General features: G+C 71.8%; 14 protein-coding genes. 7 read left to right on the plus strand and 7 right to left on the minus strand.

Annotated elements, in window-relative coordinates; all coding sequences use genetic code 11:
* Positions 1-102 precede the first annotated feature (102 nt).
* The 3 genes from QNO07_RS24725 to ychF form a co-directional block, all read right to left on the minus strand.
* Positions 103-516 carry a hypothetical protein gene (locus QNO07_RS24725; RefSeq protein ID WP_018530184.1) on the minus strand — a complete coding sequence of 138 codons (414 nt, stop codon included), beginning with the start codon at positions 514-516 and terminating at the stop codon, positions 103-105.
* On the minus strand, positions 498-782 hold the full coding sequence (locus QNO07_RS24730) for a hypothetical protein (protein ID WP_026245732.1): 285 nt from the start codon (positions 780-782) through the stop codon (positions 498-500). The genes QNO07_RS24725 and QNO07_RS24730 overlap by 19 nt, the downstream gene beginning before the upstream one ends.
* A 292-nt stretch (positions 783-1,074) precedes the next feature.
* Positions 1,075-2,163 carry a redox-regulated ATPase YchF gene (gene ychF / locus QNO07_RS24735; RefSeq protein ID WP_283994616.1) on the minus strand — a complete coding sequence of 363 codons (1,089 nt, stop codon included), beginning with the start codon at positions 2,161-2,163 and terminating at the stop codon, positions 1,075-1,077.
* A 279-nt stretch (positions 2,164-2,442) separates the two neighbouring features.
* On the opposite strand from ychF, the gene QNO07_RS24740 reads away from it, so the two are divergent.
* Positions 2,443-3,054 (plus strand): DUF6542 domain-containing protein, encoded by a 612-nt coding sequence (locus QNO07_RS24740; protein ID WP_283994618.1) that lies wholly within the window; start codon positions 2,443-2,445, stop codon positions 3,052-3,054.
* Between the two features lie 122 nt (positions 3,055-3,176).
* Here the strand turns inward: QNO07_RS24740 and QNO07_RS24745 are convergent, their stop codons facing one another.
* On the minus strand, positions 3,177-4,157 hold the full coding sequence (locus QNO07_RS24745) for a 4-hydroxy-3-methylbut-2-enyl diphosphate reductase (RefSeq protein ID WP_283994620.1): 981 nt from the start codon (positions 4,155-4,157) through the stop codon (positions 3,177-3,179).
* Positions 4,158-4,348: 191 nt separating this feature from the next.
* Here QNO07_RS24745 and xseA point away from each other — a divergent pair, with 191 nt between their 5' ends.
* From xseA to QNO07_RS24760, 3 genes are all read left to right on the plus strand, one after another.
* The gene (gene xseA / locus QNO07_RS24750) at positions 4,349-5,575 is read left to right on the plus strand and encodes an exodeoxyribonuclease VII large subunit (protein WP_283994622.1); all 1,227 of its coding nucleotides are present in this window, start codon (positions 4,349-4,351) and stop codon (positions 5,573-5,575) included.
* Positions 5,572-5,853, plus strand: a complete 282-nt coding sequence (locus tag QNO07_RS24755; protein ID WP_283994624.1) for an exodeoxyribonuclease VII small subunit — start codon at positions 5,572-5,574, stop codon at positions 5,851-5,853. The genes xseA and QNO07_RS24755 overlap by 4 nt, the downstream gene beginning before the upstream one ends.
* Positions 5,854-5,998: 145 nt before the next feature.
* Positions 5,999-6,592: a malonic semialdehyde reductase gene (locus QNO07_RS24760; RefSeq protein ID WP_283994625.1), complete on the plus strand. Its 594-nt coding sequence runs from the start codon at positions 5,999-6,001 to the stop codon at positions 6,590-6,592.
* Positions 6,593-6,699: 107 nt separating this feature from the next.
* Here the strand turns inward: QNO07_RS24760 and QNO07_RS24765 are convergent, their stop codons facing one another.
* Positions 6,700-7,305, minus strand: coding sequence for a DUF4245 domain-containing protein (locus tag QNO07_RS24765; protein ID WP_349636876.1), 606 nt, complete (start codon positions 7,303-7,305; stop codon positions 6,700-6,702).
* Between the two features lie 194 nt (positions 7,306-7,499).
* On the opposite strand from QNO07_RS24765, the gene glpX reads away from it, so the two are divergent.
* The gene (gene glpX / locus QNO07_RS24770) at positions 7,500-8,534 is read left to right on the plus strand and encodes a class II fructose-bisphosphatase (RefSeq protein ID WP_283994628.1); all 1,035 of its coding nucleotides are present in this window, start codon (positions 7,500-7,502) and stop codon (positions 8,532-8,534) included.
* Positions 8,535-8,617: 83 nt separating this feature from the next.
* Here glpX and QNO07_RS24775 read toward each other — a convergent pair whose 3' ends face one another.
* Together QNO07_RS24775 and QNO07_RS24780 are read right to left on the minus strand one after the other, a co-directional pair.
* A complete protein-coding gene (locus QNO07_RS24775; RefSeq protein ID WP_283994629.1) occupies positions 8,618-8,983 on the minus strand; it encodes a WhiB family transcriptional regulator in 366 nt (121 codons plus the stop codon).
* A 123-nt stretch (positions 8,984-9,106) separates the two neighbouring features.
* Positions 9,107-9,805 carry a DUF1707 SHOCT-like domain-containing protein gene (locus tag QNO07_RS24780; protein WP_283994630.1) on the minus strand — a complete coding sequence of 233 codons (699 nt, stop codon included), beginning with the start codon at positions 9,803-9,805 and terminating at the stop codon, positions 9,107-9,109.
* Positions 9,806-9,972: 167 nt separating this feature from the next.
* Here QNO07_RS24780 and QNO07_RS24785 point away from each other — a divergent pair, with 167 nt between their 5' ends.
* Together QNO07_RS24785 and QNO07_RS24790 are read left to right on the plus strand one after the other, a co-directional pair.
* Positions 9,973-11,676 (plus strand): fumarate hydratase, encoded by a 1,704-nt coding sequence (locus tag QNO07_RS24785; protein WP_283994631.1) that lies wholly within the window; start codon positions 9,973-9,975, stop codon positions 11,674-11,676.
* Between the two features lie 98 nt (positions 11,677-11,774).
* Positions 11,775-13,169 carry a class II fumarate hydratase gene (locus QNO07_RS24790; protein WP_283994632.1) on the plus strand — a complete coding sequence of 465 codons (1,395 nt, stop codon included), beginning with the start codon at positions 11,775-11,777 and terminating at the stop codon, positions 13,167-13,169.
* The last annotated feature ends 71 nt before the right edge of the window (positions 13,170-13,240 follow it).

Genomic DNA, 13,240 nt, shown 5'->3' on the forward strand with positions numbered 1-13,240 from the left:
GCTCTCCTCGGACTCCGCTGACCAGCACGGACCCATGAACAGTCAGACTTTGAAACCGCCCTGCCTACGGACCCCGCTCCTACTGAGCCGGACCAAGGGCAATCACACCGCAACGAGCCGGACCCGCTCGCCGCACAGCTTGGCCATGTCGTCAATATCGGAAGTCAGCATGACCACAGGGCGGTGCTGTCGCAGCGCGGCCTCGGCGACCGCCGCATCGATCGCGTACTTGTGCCCATGCAAACCGGCGTTCATCAGCAACTTCGAGGCCGCCCTCGCCTCCTCGTCACCGACCGAGACGACCCGCAGCCCGGAAAGCACCCAGTTCAGCCGGGACTTATTCGTACGGGCGTGGACGGCTTCGATAATGGTGAGCGCACTGATCACGACCTCCATGCCCCGCGAGCGCGCCTCAGCGATCAGGGCCACCACCTGCTCGTCGTCGGCGAGCAGCTTTGAGAATCCCTCGCTGTCGAGGACCAGCGTCCCCTCGTGACTCAGCCTGCGGCGGGCCACTCGGCCTCCTCGGCGAACACCTCATCGAAGACCTGGCGCGCCCGCTGCCGGGCCGGCTCGGAGACCGGCCCCTTGCGGCTCTCGTAGTCCGCCAGGTACTCGTCCAGGACCTGGCCGCGCAGCTCACGCTCGACCGCCTCGGCGATGAACGCGGAGAACTCCCGCTTGCCCACCCGCGCCCGGATCGCCTCCGCGGTCCCCTCCGGCAGCGACAGGCTCACCCGCGTCGCCGGGCCTTCCCCAATGCTGTACGTCGACTCAGCCATGCCCCCGATTGTGTCAAACGAGTAGGAAAAGTGCCACGTCCGTACTACCTTCACAGCTCGGTCAACGCCCTGCTCGCACAAATCCCAGCACGGGCGCCCTCATCCCATCCCAGCACCATCCCAGCACCATCCCAGCACGGTACGGATGACCAGGGATGACGACAGGTGACGAGAGGTCAGCTATCCCAGCACCATCCCAGCACGGGAAAAAACCAAGGGCCCGACCACGAAGAGTCGGACCCTCTCTGACCTGCATGTTTGCCAGATCAGCGAAGTGGTGATAAGTCACCCGCTACACGTTGAAGCGGAACTCCACCACGTCGCCGTCGCGCATGACGTAGTCCTTGCCCTCCATGCGGGCCTTGCCCTTGGCGCGGGCCTCGGCGACGGAGCCGGTCTCGACGAGGTCGTCGTAGGAGATGACCTCGGCCTTGATGAAGCCCTTCTGGAAGTCGGTGTGGATCACACCGGCCGCCTCGGGGGCGGTGGCGCCCTTCTTGATGGTCCAGGCCCGCGCTTCCTTGGGGCCGGCCGTCAGGTAGGTCTGGAGGCCGAGGGTGTTGAAGCCGACGCGGGCGAGGGTGGCGAGGCCGGGCTCTTCCTGGCCGACGGACTGGAGCAGTTCCAAAGCCTCCTCGTCGTCGAGTTCGGCGAGGTCCGACTCCAGCTTGGCGTTGAGGAAGATCGCCTCGGCGGGGGCGACCAGGGCGCGCTGCTCGTCCTTGAACGCCTCGTCGGTCAGCTCGTCCTCGTCGACGTTGAAGACGTAGAGGAACGGCTTGACGGTCAGCAGGTGCAGTTCACGCAGCGGCTCGGCGCGCTCGCTGCCCTGGATGATGCCGGCGGAGAACAGCGTCCGGCCCTCCTCAAGCAGCGCCTTGGCCTCCTCGACGGCCTTGACCGTCGCCACCTTGTCCTTCTGGATGCGGGAGTCCTTCTGGAGCCGGGGCAGTGCCTTCTCGACGCTCTGCAGGTCGGCGAGGATCAGCTCGGTGTTGATCGTCTCGATGTCCTCCCGGGGCGAGACCTTGCCGTCGACGTGCACGACGTTCTCGTCCTGGAAGGCGCGGATGACCTGGCAGATGGCGTCGGACTCGCGGATGTTCGCCAGGAACTTGTTGCCCAGGCCCTCACCCTCGCTGGCGCCCCGCACGATGCCGGCGATGTCGACGAAGTCGACGGTGGCCGGGAGCTTGCGCTGGGAGGAGAAGATCTCGGCCAGCTTGTCCAGGCGGGGGTCGGGCACGCCGACCACGCCGACGTTGGGCTCGATGGTGGCGAACGGGTAGTTGGCCGCCAGCACGTCGTTCTTGGTCAGGGCGTTGAACAGAGTCGACTTGCCGACGTTGGGCAGGCCGACGATTCCGATCGTGAGCGACACGTGGCGACTTCCCGTTGCGAGAGGATCCGGTGGGCGGGCGGGCCCGAGGCGGGCCGGTCGTCCAGTCTACGGGCGGGGCGCGGCGCCGGGTGACGGCCGGTGCGAGGGCTCGGTCTCACTCACGGGCGACGGCGGACCGGGCGGCGAGCGGCGGGACGGAGGCGGGCGCCGCGTATCGGTGGACACGATCCGGTCGGGCGGCGTCGAACAGGGGGCGAACACCGGCCACGGGCGTGTCCGTACCGTCCTGACCAGCGCCCGGCGTCCTAACGTGGTGCGGTGGAGCAACACAGCGCCCCCCTCAGCCAGCCCAGCAGGCGGCGGGACGTCCCGCCGCAGGCGACCCCCAAGGCGCCCGGACCGCGATCGGAGCGCGCGTCCCGGCAGGGGCCGCCGCCGGGTGTGCGCAGACCCGCGGCGGCGCGGCGGCCGGCGGGGTCGCCGCGCACGCCGGAGGGCGGGCCGCTGGCGCGGCTGTCGCAGATGCGGCTGACCGCGCTCGGCAGCGGGCTGCTGACCGTCACGGTGATGCTGGCCGTCGGCGGGCTGTGCGCGCTGCTGCTCGACGGCTCGGCGACGGCCTACGGGGTGGGCTTCGTACTGGCGGGCCTCGCGTCCGCGCTGTGGGTGCGGCCGGCCGACGTGTTCACCGCTCCCGTCGCGGCGCCGATCGCCTACGCCTGCGGGCTCGCGCTGATCAGCGGAGGCGGCGGCGAGGGCTTCGGCGGCCGGGTGATGGCGCTGGTCACGGCGCTGGCGGTGAACGCCGGATGGGTGTGGGGCGGCACGCTGCTGACCGGCCTGGCGGCGCTGGTGCGCCGGGTGACGCTGACCGCCGCCCGGCGGCGGGCCCGGCGGGCGGGCGGCCCGAAGGGCGACGGCAGCCGCTGAAGCGTGGCCGGGCCCCGGCCACGCGGGTGCCCGCGCAGGACCAGGGGCCCGGCGCCGCACGGCGCACAGCGCCCCCTGCCCCTGCCCCTGCCCCTGCCCCTGCCCCTGCCTCCGGCTGGTGGTTACTCCTTGACCTTGCCCGCCGCCTCGGTGCGCAGGTCGCGGCGCAGTTCCTTGGGCAGCGAGAAGGTGATGTGCTCGTCGACGGGCTTGACGATGTCCACGTCGGACCAGCCGCGCTCGGCCAGCCACTCCAGCACGCCCTCGACGAGGATGTCCGGCACCGAGGCGCCGGAGGACACGCCTACGGTGCTGACGCCGTCCAGCCACTTCTCGTCGATCTCGCCGGCGTTGTCCACGAGGTGGCCGTCCTTGGCGCCGTGCGCCAGGGCTGTCTCGACGAGCCGGACGGAGTTGGAGGAGTTCTTCGAGCCGACGACGATGACGAGGTCGGACTCGGCCGCGACCTGCTTGATGGCGGTCTGCCGGTTCTGCGTGGCGTAGCAGATGTCGTCGCTGGGCGGCGAGATGAGGTTCGGGAACTTGGTCTTGAGCGCGTCGACCGTCTCCATCGTCTCGTCGACGGAAAGCGTGGTCTGGGACAGCCAGACGACCTTGGACGGGTCCTTGACCTCGACCTTGTCGACGTCCTCGGGGCCGTCGACGAGGGTGATGTGGTCCGGCGCCTCACCCGAGGTGCCGATGACCTCCTCGTGCCCCTCGTGGCCGATCAGCAGGATGTCGTAGTCGTCCTGGGCGAAGCGCACGGCTTCCTTGTGGACCTTGGTGACGAGCGGGCAGGTCGCGTCGATGGTGGCGAGCTTGCCGCGTTCGGCCTCCTCGTGCACGACGGGCGCGACGCCGTGGGCGGAGAAGATGACGATCTCACCGGGCGGCACCTCGCCGGTCTCCTCGACGAAGATCGCGCCTTTCTTCTCCAGACTCTGCACGACGTACTTGTTGTGGACGATCTCGTGCCGGACGTAGACGGGAGCGCCGTACTGCTCCAGCGCCTTCTCCACGGCGATCACGGCTCGGTCGACGCCCGCGCAGTAACCACGGGGGGCGGCGAGCAGGACGCGGCGGGCGGTCGTAGCAGTCATACGTCCATCGTACGGGCGCGTTCCGGCGGGCCCGCAGGGCGCATGGGGTGCGGCGGTCCGGGCGGCAGCCCGCGCGTGCCGGGACGCCCCGCACGCGTCCGCACGCCCCCGCACGCGCCGGGTGCGGTGCGGTGGCCGGGAGGCCGCACGGGTGCGGCGGGTTGTCGGCGCGGGCCGATAGCCTCGTCTGCATGGCTCTGAACACGTCGCCCGAGGCGCCGATCCCCGTCGGTGAGGTCTCCCGGCTGATCGGCGGCTGGATCGACCGGCTCGGCGCGGTCTGGGTCGAGGGGCAGATCACGCAGCTCAGCCGGCGCCCGGGGGCGGGGGTGGTGTTCATGACGCTGCGCGACCCGTCCCAGGAGGTCTCGCTGAGTGTCACCTGCTACCGCCAGGTCTTCGACCAGGTCGCCGACCTGGTCGGCGAGGGCGCCCGGGTGGTGGTGCTGGGCCGCCCCGAGTGGTACGCGCCGCGTGGGCAGCTGTCGCTGCGGGCCGCCGAGATACGGCCCGTGGGCGTCGGGGAGTTGCTGGTGCGGCTGGAGCAGCTGCGCAAGGCGCTGACCGCCGAGGGCCTGTTCGACGCCTCCCGCAAGCGCCCGCTGCCGTTCCTGCCGCGCCAGGTGGGGCTGGTCACCGGCCGGGCGTCGGCCGCCGAGCGGGACGTGCTGGAGACGGCCAGGCAGCGCTGGCCCGCGGTGCGCTTCGCCGTCCGGTACGCCGCCGTGCAGGGGGTGCACGCGGTGCCGCAGGTGATCGAGGCGGTGCGGGCGCTGGACGCCGATCCGGACGTCGAGGTGATCGTGGTGGCGCGCGGCGGCGGCAGCGTGGAGGACCTGCTGCCGTTCTCCGACGAGCGGCTGCTGCGCGCGGTCGCCGACTGCCGCACGCCGGTGGTGTCGGCGATCGGCCACGAGCCTGACACGCCCCTGCTGGACCTGGTCGCCGACCTGCGGTCACGCACGCCGACGCACGCGGCGAAGGACGTGGTGCCGGACGTGGGCGAGGAGCACGCCCGCATCCAGCAGCTCAGGGACCGGGCCAGGCGGTGCGTGACGAGCTTCGTCGACCAGCAGGAACGCGGCCTGGCCGACTGGATGAGCCGCCCGTCGATGGCCTATCCGCACCGGTTGCTGGAGCAGCGCTCGGACCAGGTGGACGAGCTGGTGGTGCGCGGCCGTCGCACGCTGGGGCACCTGCTGGACCGGGCGGACGCGGAGCTGGCGCACACCCGCGCCCGGGTGGTCGCGCTCTCCCCCGCGGCGACGCTGCGCCGCGGCTACGCGGTACTGCAGCGCGCGGACGGCACGGCGGTGCGTGAGCCGGGCGAGGTGGCGGACGGCGAGGCGCTGCGGGCCCGGGTGGCCGAGGGCGAGTTCCAGGTCACGGTGACTTCCGAACCTAAGGTGGATTCATGACACGGACGGAGACCGGCTCCGCGCTCGGTTACGAGCAGGCGCGGGACGAGCTGATCGAGGTGGTGCGCCGCCTGGAGGCGGGCGGCGCCACCCTGGAGGAGTCGCTGGCGCTGTGGGAGCGCGGCGAGGAGCTGGCGGGAGTGTGCCGCGACTGGCTGGCCGGCGCCCGTGCCCGGCTGGACGCGGCTTTGGCCGGGGACGAGAACGGGGACGAGAACGGGGACGGGGACGGGGACGGCCCGGGAGTCGGGGACGCAGGTGGCGCTGAGGACGCCTGAGGCGGGGGCGGGCGCCGAGGGGCAGCAGGACCGCGGCCTCGGGCGGGCGCGCTGTCCTGCGCGTCACAGTCGCTTTAGTTGAAACTTCACCGATCTCGGTTAGAGTGGGTAGTGCAAATTCGAACTACTCCCCCGAGGTTGCCCCATGACGTTCGCTCTCGACTCCGCCGCCCAGGACCTGCTCTTCCGCGAGGCCCACACCGCCAACACCTTCTCCGACGAGCCGGTGACCGAGGAGCAGATCCGGGCCGTCTACGACCTGATCAAGCTCGCCCCCACCGCCTTCAACCAGTCGCCGCTGCGGGTGACGCTGGTCCGTTCCGAGGAGGCCCGCGAGCGCCTGGTGCGGCACATGGCCGAGGGCAACCAGGCGAAGACGCGCACCGCGCCGATCACCGCGATCCTCTCCGCCGACCTGCACTTCCACGAGCGCCTGCCCGAGCTGTTCCCGGTGATGCCCGGCCTCAAGGACGCCGTGTTCTCGGAGGAGCCTGCCCGCGAGCAGTCGGCCTCGTTCAACGCCGCCCTGCAGGCCGGCTACTTCATCCTCGGCATCCGCGCCGCCGGCCTGGCCGCCGGCCCGATGACCGGCTTCGACTTCGACGGCGTGAACAAGGAGTTCTTCGGCGACGGCCGCCAGAAGACCCTGGTCGTCATCAACATCGGCCACCCCGGCCCGGACGCCTACTACCCGCGCTCCCCGCGGCTGCCCCACACCGAGGCGGTCACGACGGTCTGAGCCGGACCCCGCAGGGACAGGAGAAGGAGGCGTTCCCCGCCGCGCGGGGAACGCCTCCTTCTCCGTACGCGCCGGGCTCCCCCGCGCAGCTCCTCCGCCGGGGCGGATCAGCCCTCGGGGGTGTCGCCGGCGGCTTCCTGCCGGGCGGGCCGGTCCGAGGACTGGCCGTCGTCCGGGGTGTTGCCGGGCCGCTCGGTGCGCAGCGCGGACGCCAGCTCGACCAGCCGCCCGCGTGGGGCCGTGCCCGTCACCACGGTGGTCACGCCGTCCTGCTCCAGCACCAGCGCGTCGTACTTGACGCCCTCGTGGTAGACCCACTCCTCGCCGTTCACCTGCTCGGTCTGCTCGGTGGCCTCGGCCCGGTGGGTGACCTTCGCGACGAACCTGCGCGGATCGGCGTCGCTCTGCTCGACGGCCGCGTACTCGTTGTCGGGGTCCATGAACCCCAGGTGCCAGACCGCGCCGTGGTCGCTCTGCGCCTTGTAGAAGACGGACGTGGCCCGCCAGCTCGCGGGCAGGCCCTCGGGGGCGGCCAGGCCGTAGGGCGCGGCGCGTTCCGCGGTGACCAGTTCCGTGCGGTAGCTCACCTCGCGGACCGGGTCCTGCTGGTCGTCGTTCGGGAGGAAGAGATAGAGGAACCAGGCACCCAGCCCGATGACCGCCATCGACAGCACCATGTCCCGCACCGTCTTCAATCCACGCTTCGTCGCCACACCTCCATCGTCCACCATCGCCGGAGGGCGGCCCGAACCGGCCCCCGCGCGGCCCGTTCCGGCCCTGCGCCGGGCGCTCATGCGTGGACCCCGCTGCTCAGACTGGCGCGGTGCGGATATGGTCGTACGTACCCTCTCTCCTCTTGCACTGCCCGGCCGCGACTCCCGGCGACCGTGCAGAAAGGTGCGTTTAGATGTCCGAGAACCACCATCTCCCGTCGCAGCTCGAAGTGAGCCCGGAGGCTCCCGACCGCAACCTGGCGCTGGAACTGGTCCGGGTCACCGAGGCCGGCGCGATGGCGTCGGGCCGCTGGGTCGGCCGCGGCGACAAGATCGGCGCCGACGGCGCGGCGGTCAAGGCCATGCGCACGCTGGTGTCGACCGTCTCCATGAACGGCGTGGTGGTCATCGGTGAGGGCGAGAAGGACGAAGCCCCGATGCTCTACAACGGCGAGCGGGTGGGCGACGGGACCGGCGCGGAGTGCGACGTGGCCGTGGACCCGGTGGAGGGCACGACGCTGACGGCCAAGGGCATGGCCAACGCGGTGTCGGTGCTCGCGGTGGCGGAGCGCGGCGCGATGTTCGACCCGTCGGCCGTCTTCTACATGGACAAGCTGGTGACGGGCCCCGAGGCCGCCGAGTACGTCGACATCAACGCCCCGGCGTCGGTCAACGTGCGGCGGGTGGCGAAGGCCAAGGGCTGCGCTCCCGAGGACGTCACCGTCGTCGTGCTGGACCGGCCGCGGCACGAGGCCATCGTGCAGGGCATCCGGGAGACCGGCGCGCGGATCAAGTTCATCGCCGACGGCGACGTGGCCGGCGCGATCATGGCCGTGCGCGAGGGCGTCGGCGTGGACCTGCTGCTGGGCGTGGGCGGCACGCCGGAGGGCATCATCACCGCCTGTGCGATCAAGTGCCTGGGCGGCACGATCCAGGGCAAGCTGTGGCCGAAGGACGACGAGGAGCGGCAGCGCGCCCTCGACGCCGGCCACGACCTGGACCGCGTGCTGCACACCGACGACCTGGTCTCCGGCGAGAACGTCTTCTTCGTGGCGACCGGCATCACCGACGGCGAACTGCTGCGCGGTGTGCGCTACCAGGCGGAGACGGCGTTCACGCAGTCCCTGGTGATGCGCTCGAAGTCCGGCACGATCCGGCAGATCGACTCCACGCACCGCCTGTCGAAGCTGCGCGCCTACAGCGCCATCGACTTCGACCGCGCCCGCTGACCCCGCGCCCCCGGCACCACCCCCGCCGCCCCAGTGCCGCCCGGCCCCCACGCGGGGGACGGGCGGCACCGGGGCCGGGCGGGTCAGGCGATGCGCTGGACCGAGGAGTGCGACGGCTCGGGCGCGGCGGCGTCCCGGCGCCGCCGGCGGGCCAGCACCACGCGCCGCTCGGCGGCGGTCAGGCCGCCCCACACGCCGTACGGCTCGGGCTGCACCAGCGCGTGCTCACGGCACTCCACCAGGACGGGACAGCGGGCGCAGACCCGCTTGGCCGCCTGCTCCCGGGCGAGTCGCGCCGCGGTCGGTTCCTTGGAAGGGGCAAAGAACAGTCCGGCTTCGTCCCGGTGACACACCGCCTCCGAATGCCATGGCTCCGCTTGTTCCCGCGTACCTGTGCGCTGCGCGGGAATCACGGCGGCCTGCAGGGGCTGATGCGGCGGTTGCAGCACGGTCTACTCCTGACGACGGCGATGGAGTCACCCTTTCCGCCTTGCTGCACACGGAAGTTGGCGCATTTGTCCGTGCGAGAGACGATGCCCGAAGCAATACCCGCTGTGCGCGCGTCTATGCGCTCAGTCGCGAGGCGCGCGGAGATCCCGAATCCGCTTGCCCTTGCGGCGCTTGACGTCGACCCCGCCGAAGAGCGCCATGCCGCGTACGACGATCACCGGGGCGTCCGGATCGGATGCCTCCTCGTGCTCCACGTCGAACCCGCCGAAGACGCCCGCGCCGCTGCCGCGCACGCCGACGTTCTCGGGCACGACGATGTCGACGCCGCCGAATATCGCGGTGACCTGGACGACGATCTCCCTCTGGTCGAAGAAGGCCTCGGTGAGGTCGATGTCCACACCGCCGAAGCAGGCGAAGGCGTTGATGCGCCGCCCGGTGCGCCAGCGGCCCCTGCGGGTGGAGCCGCTGAAGACGGCGACCAGGTTGGTGGTCTCCCCCGGCGGCTGCGGCAGCACGGGCTGCGGACGGCGGCGCCCGGCGGGGAGGTCGCGCAGCAGCGGCTCCAACTGGCCGTTGGTGCGGGCGGAGTACGCGGCGTCCAGGCGCTCGGCGTGCTCGTCGGCGTCGAGGCGGCCCTCCGCGAAGGCGTCCCGCAGGATCTGCGCCACCCGGTCCCGGTCGGCGTCCGAGGCGAGCACGTCGCCCGGACGTACCTCGGCCCGCGCGTCGGGGCGGGTGTCACCACGCGCGCCGAAGGGCGCGGCGGGGCGCCCCGGTTCGCTCTGCTCGGCGGGCTGCTTCCGCATCGGCGTCTCGTTCACCCCTCCACCCTAGCGAAACGCGATACATCGCGACACCCCCCGGAGGTCGTGGCCGCCCGACCGGCAGCGCGCAGCGCGGGTGAGCCGGACCTCACAGCGGCGCCCGCCCGTGTGCGCTCTACGCTGTGAGACGCGCTCATTGTCGAGAGGAAGAGAAGAACCTCCCCATGGCTGACAGCTCCCGTCCGGCCGGACCGGCGTTCACGTACACGGACCTGCTCCCGCTGGGCGAGGACACCACCCCGTACCGGCTCGTCACCTCCGAGGGCGTGAGCACCTTCGAGGCCGACGGCCGGACCTTCCTCCGCGTCGAGCCGGAGGCCCTGGCCGCGCTGGCCGCCGAGGCGATGCACGACATCTCGCACTACCTGCGGCCCGAGCACCTGGCGCAGCTGCGCCGCATCCTGGACGACCCGGAGGCCAGCGCCAACGACAAGTTCGTGGCGCTGGACCTGCTGAAGAACGCCAACATCGCCGCGGCCGGGGTGCTGCCGATGTGCCAGGACACCGGCACCGCGATCGTCATGGGCAAGCGCGGCCAGCAGGTGCTGACCTCGGGCGGCGACGAGGAGGCCCTGTCCCGCGGCATCCACGACGCGTACACGCGGCTGAACCTGCGGTACTCGCAGATGGCGCCGCTGACCATGTGGGACGAGAAGAACACCGGCACCAACCTGCCCGCCCAGATCGAGCTGTACGCCACCGACGGGGACGCCTACAAGTTCCTGTTCATGGCGAAGGGCGGCGGCTCCGCGAACAAGTCGTTCCTGTACCAGGAGACGAAGGCGGTGCTGAACGAGGCGTCGATGATGGCGTTCCTGGAGCAGAGGATCCGCTCGCTGGGGACGGCGGCCTGCCCGCCGTACCACCTGGCGATCGTGGTGGGCGGCACCAGCGCCGAGTACGCGCTGAAGACCGCCAAGTACGCCTCCGCGCACTACCTGGACGAGATCCCCGCCGAGGGCTCGCCGGCCGGCCACGGCTTCCGGGACAAGGAGCTGGAGCAGAAGGTCTTCGAGCTGACGCAGCGCATCGGCATCGGCGCGCAGTTCGGCGGCAAGTACTTCTGCCACGACGTGCGTGTGGTGCGCCTGCCGCGGCACGGCGCGTCCCTTCCGGTGGCCATCGCGGTGTCCTGCTCGGCGGACCGGCAGGCCAAGGCGAAGATCACCGCCGAGGGCGTGTTCCTGGAGCAGCTGGAGACCGACCCGGCCCGCTTCCTGCCGGAGACCACCGACGAGGAGCTGGAGAGCGCCGACGCAGCCGACAGCGGCAACGTGGTGCGCATCGACCTGAACCGGCCGATGGACGAGATCCGCGCCGAGCTGTCCCGGCAGCCGGTGAAGACGCGGCTGTCGCTGACCGGGCCGCTGGTCGTGGCGCGGGACATCGCGCACGCCAAGATCAAGGAGCGGCTGGACGCGGGTGAGGAGATGCCGCAGTACCTGCGCGACCACGCCGTCTACTACGCCGGTCCGGCGAAGACGCCCGAGGGCTACGCGTCCGGCTCGTTCGGGCCGACCACCGCTGGCCGGATGGACGCCTACGTGGAGCAGTTCCAGGCGGCCGGCGGGTCCTTCGTGATGCTGGCGAAGGGCAACCGCAGCAAGCAGGTCACCGACGCGTGCGCCGCGCACGGCGGTTTCTACCTGGGCTCGATCGGCGGCCCCGCCGCGCGGCTGGCGCAGGACTGCATCAAGTCGGTGGAGGTCCTGGAGTACCAGGAGCTGGGCATGGAGGCGGTCTGGAAGATCGAGGTGGAGGACTTCCCCGCGTTCGTCGTCGTCGACGACAAGGGCAACGACTTCTTCACCGACCCCGGCCCCGCGCAACCGTTCGTCACCAGCATCCCGGTGCGTTCGGGCAGCTGACCGGCCGTCCGGCCGGGCCCTGCGGCGCCGGGGCCCGGCCGGGCGCATACGGCGCCGCGTCCGGCGGGCCCGGCCGCCACGTCGTAGGCTCGCTTGGCATGAGCGACGAGACGAGCCACCGGATCGAAACCGACTCGATGGGCGAGGTACGGGTGCCCGCGCACGCCAGGTGGGGGGCGCAGACTCAGCGCGCGGTGGAGAACTTCCCCCTGTCCGGGCGGGGCCTGGAACGCGCGCACATCGAGGCGCTGGCCCGGGTGAAGGCCGCCGCGGCCAGGGTCAACGGCGAACTGGGAGTACTGGACGCCGAGACGGCCGCCGCCATCGCCGGTGCCGCCGACGAGGTCGCCGAGGGGGGTTTCGACGCGCACTTCCCCGTGGACGTCTTCCAGACCGGGTCGGGCACCTCGTCCAACATGAACATGAACGAGGTGCTGGCCTCGCTGGCGTCGGAGCGCCTGGGCCGGCCGGTGCACCCCAACGACCACGTCAACGCCAGCCAGTCGTCGAACGACGTGTTCCCGACGTCGGTGCACGTGGCGGCGACGGCCGCGGTGACGGCGGACCTGGTCCCGGCGCTGACGCACCTGGCGGAGGCCCTGGAGCGCAAGGCCGAGGCCTTCGCGACGGTGGTGAAGTCCGGCCGCACCCACCTGATGGACGCCACGCCCGTGACCCTGGGCCAGGAGTTCGGCGGTTACGCGGCGCAGGTCAGGTGCGGGATCGAGCGGCTGCACGCCTCGCTGCCGCGGCTGGCTGAGCTGCCCCTGGGCGGCACCGCGGTGGGCACGGGCATCAACACGCCGCCCGGCTTCTCGGCGGCGGTGATCGCCGAGCTGGCCCGCGCCACCGCCCTGCCGCTGACCGAGGCGCGCGACCACTTCGAGGCGCAGGGCGCCCGGGACGGCCTGGTGGAGATCTCGGGCCAGCTGAAGACGGTCGCGGTGAGCCTGACGAAGATCGCCAACGATCTGCGCTGGATGGCGTCCGGGCCGCGCACGGGTCTGGCCGAGATCAACCTGCCCGATCTCCAGCCCGGCTCGTCGATCATGCCGGGCAAGGTCAACCCGGTGGTGCCGGAGGCCGTGCTGATGGTCGCCGCGCAGGTGATGGGCAACGACACCACCGTCACGGTGGCCGGCGCCTCGGGCAACTTCGAGCTGAACGTGATGCTGCCGCTGCTGGCGAGGAACGTGCTGGAGTCGGTGCGGCTGCTCGGCAACGCCTCGCGGCTGCTGGCGGACCGCACCGTGGACGGCATCACCGCGAACGAGGAGCGCGCCCGGGAGTACGCCGAGTCCTCGCCGTCGGTGGTGACGCCGCTCAACCGGTACATCGGCTACGAGGCCGCCGCGAGGGTCGTCAAGCGCGCGATCGGTGAGCGGATCACCATCCGGGAGGCCGTGCTGGCCAACGGGCACGTGGAGCGCGGCGAGCTGACCGAGCAGCAGCTCGACGAGGCCCTGGACGTGCTGCGCATGACCCGCCCGTGACCGCGACGCCGCCCGGAGGCCCTGGTCGGGCCCTGCTCGCACGGGCGTCGGACGGGCGCGGAGCAGGCCTC

The organism is Streptomyces sp. 549, from assembly GCF_030124175.1.
In the GTDB taxonomy this organism is placed as follows: Bacteria; Actinomycetota; Actinomycetes; order Streptomycetales; family Streptomycetaceae; genus Streptomyces.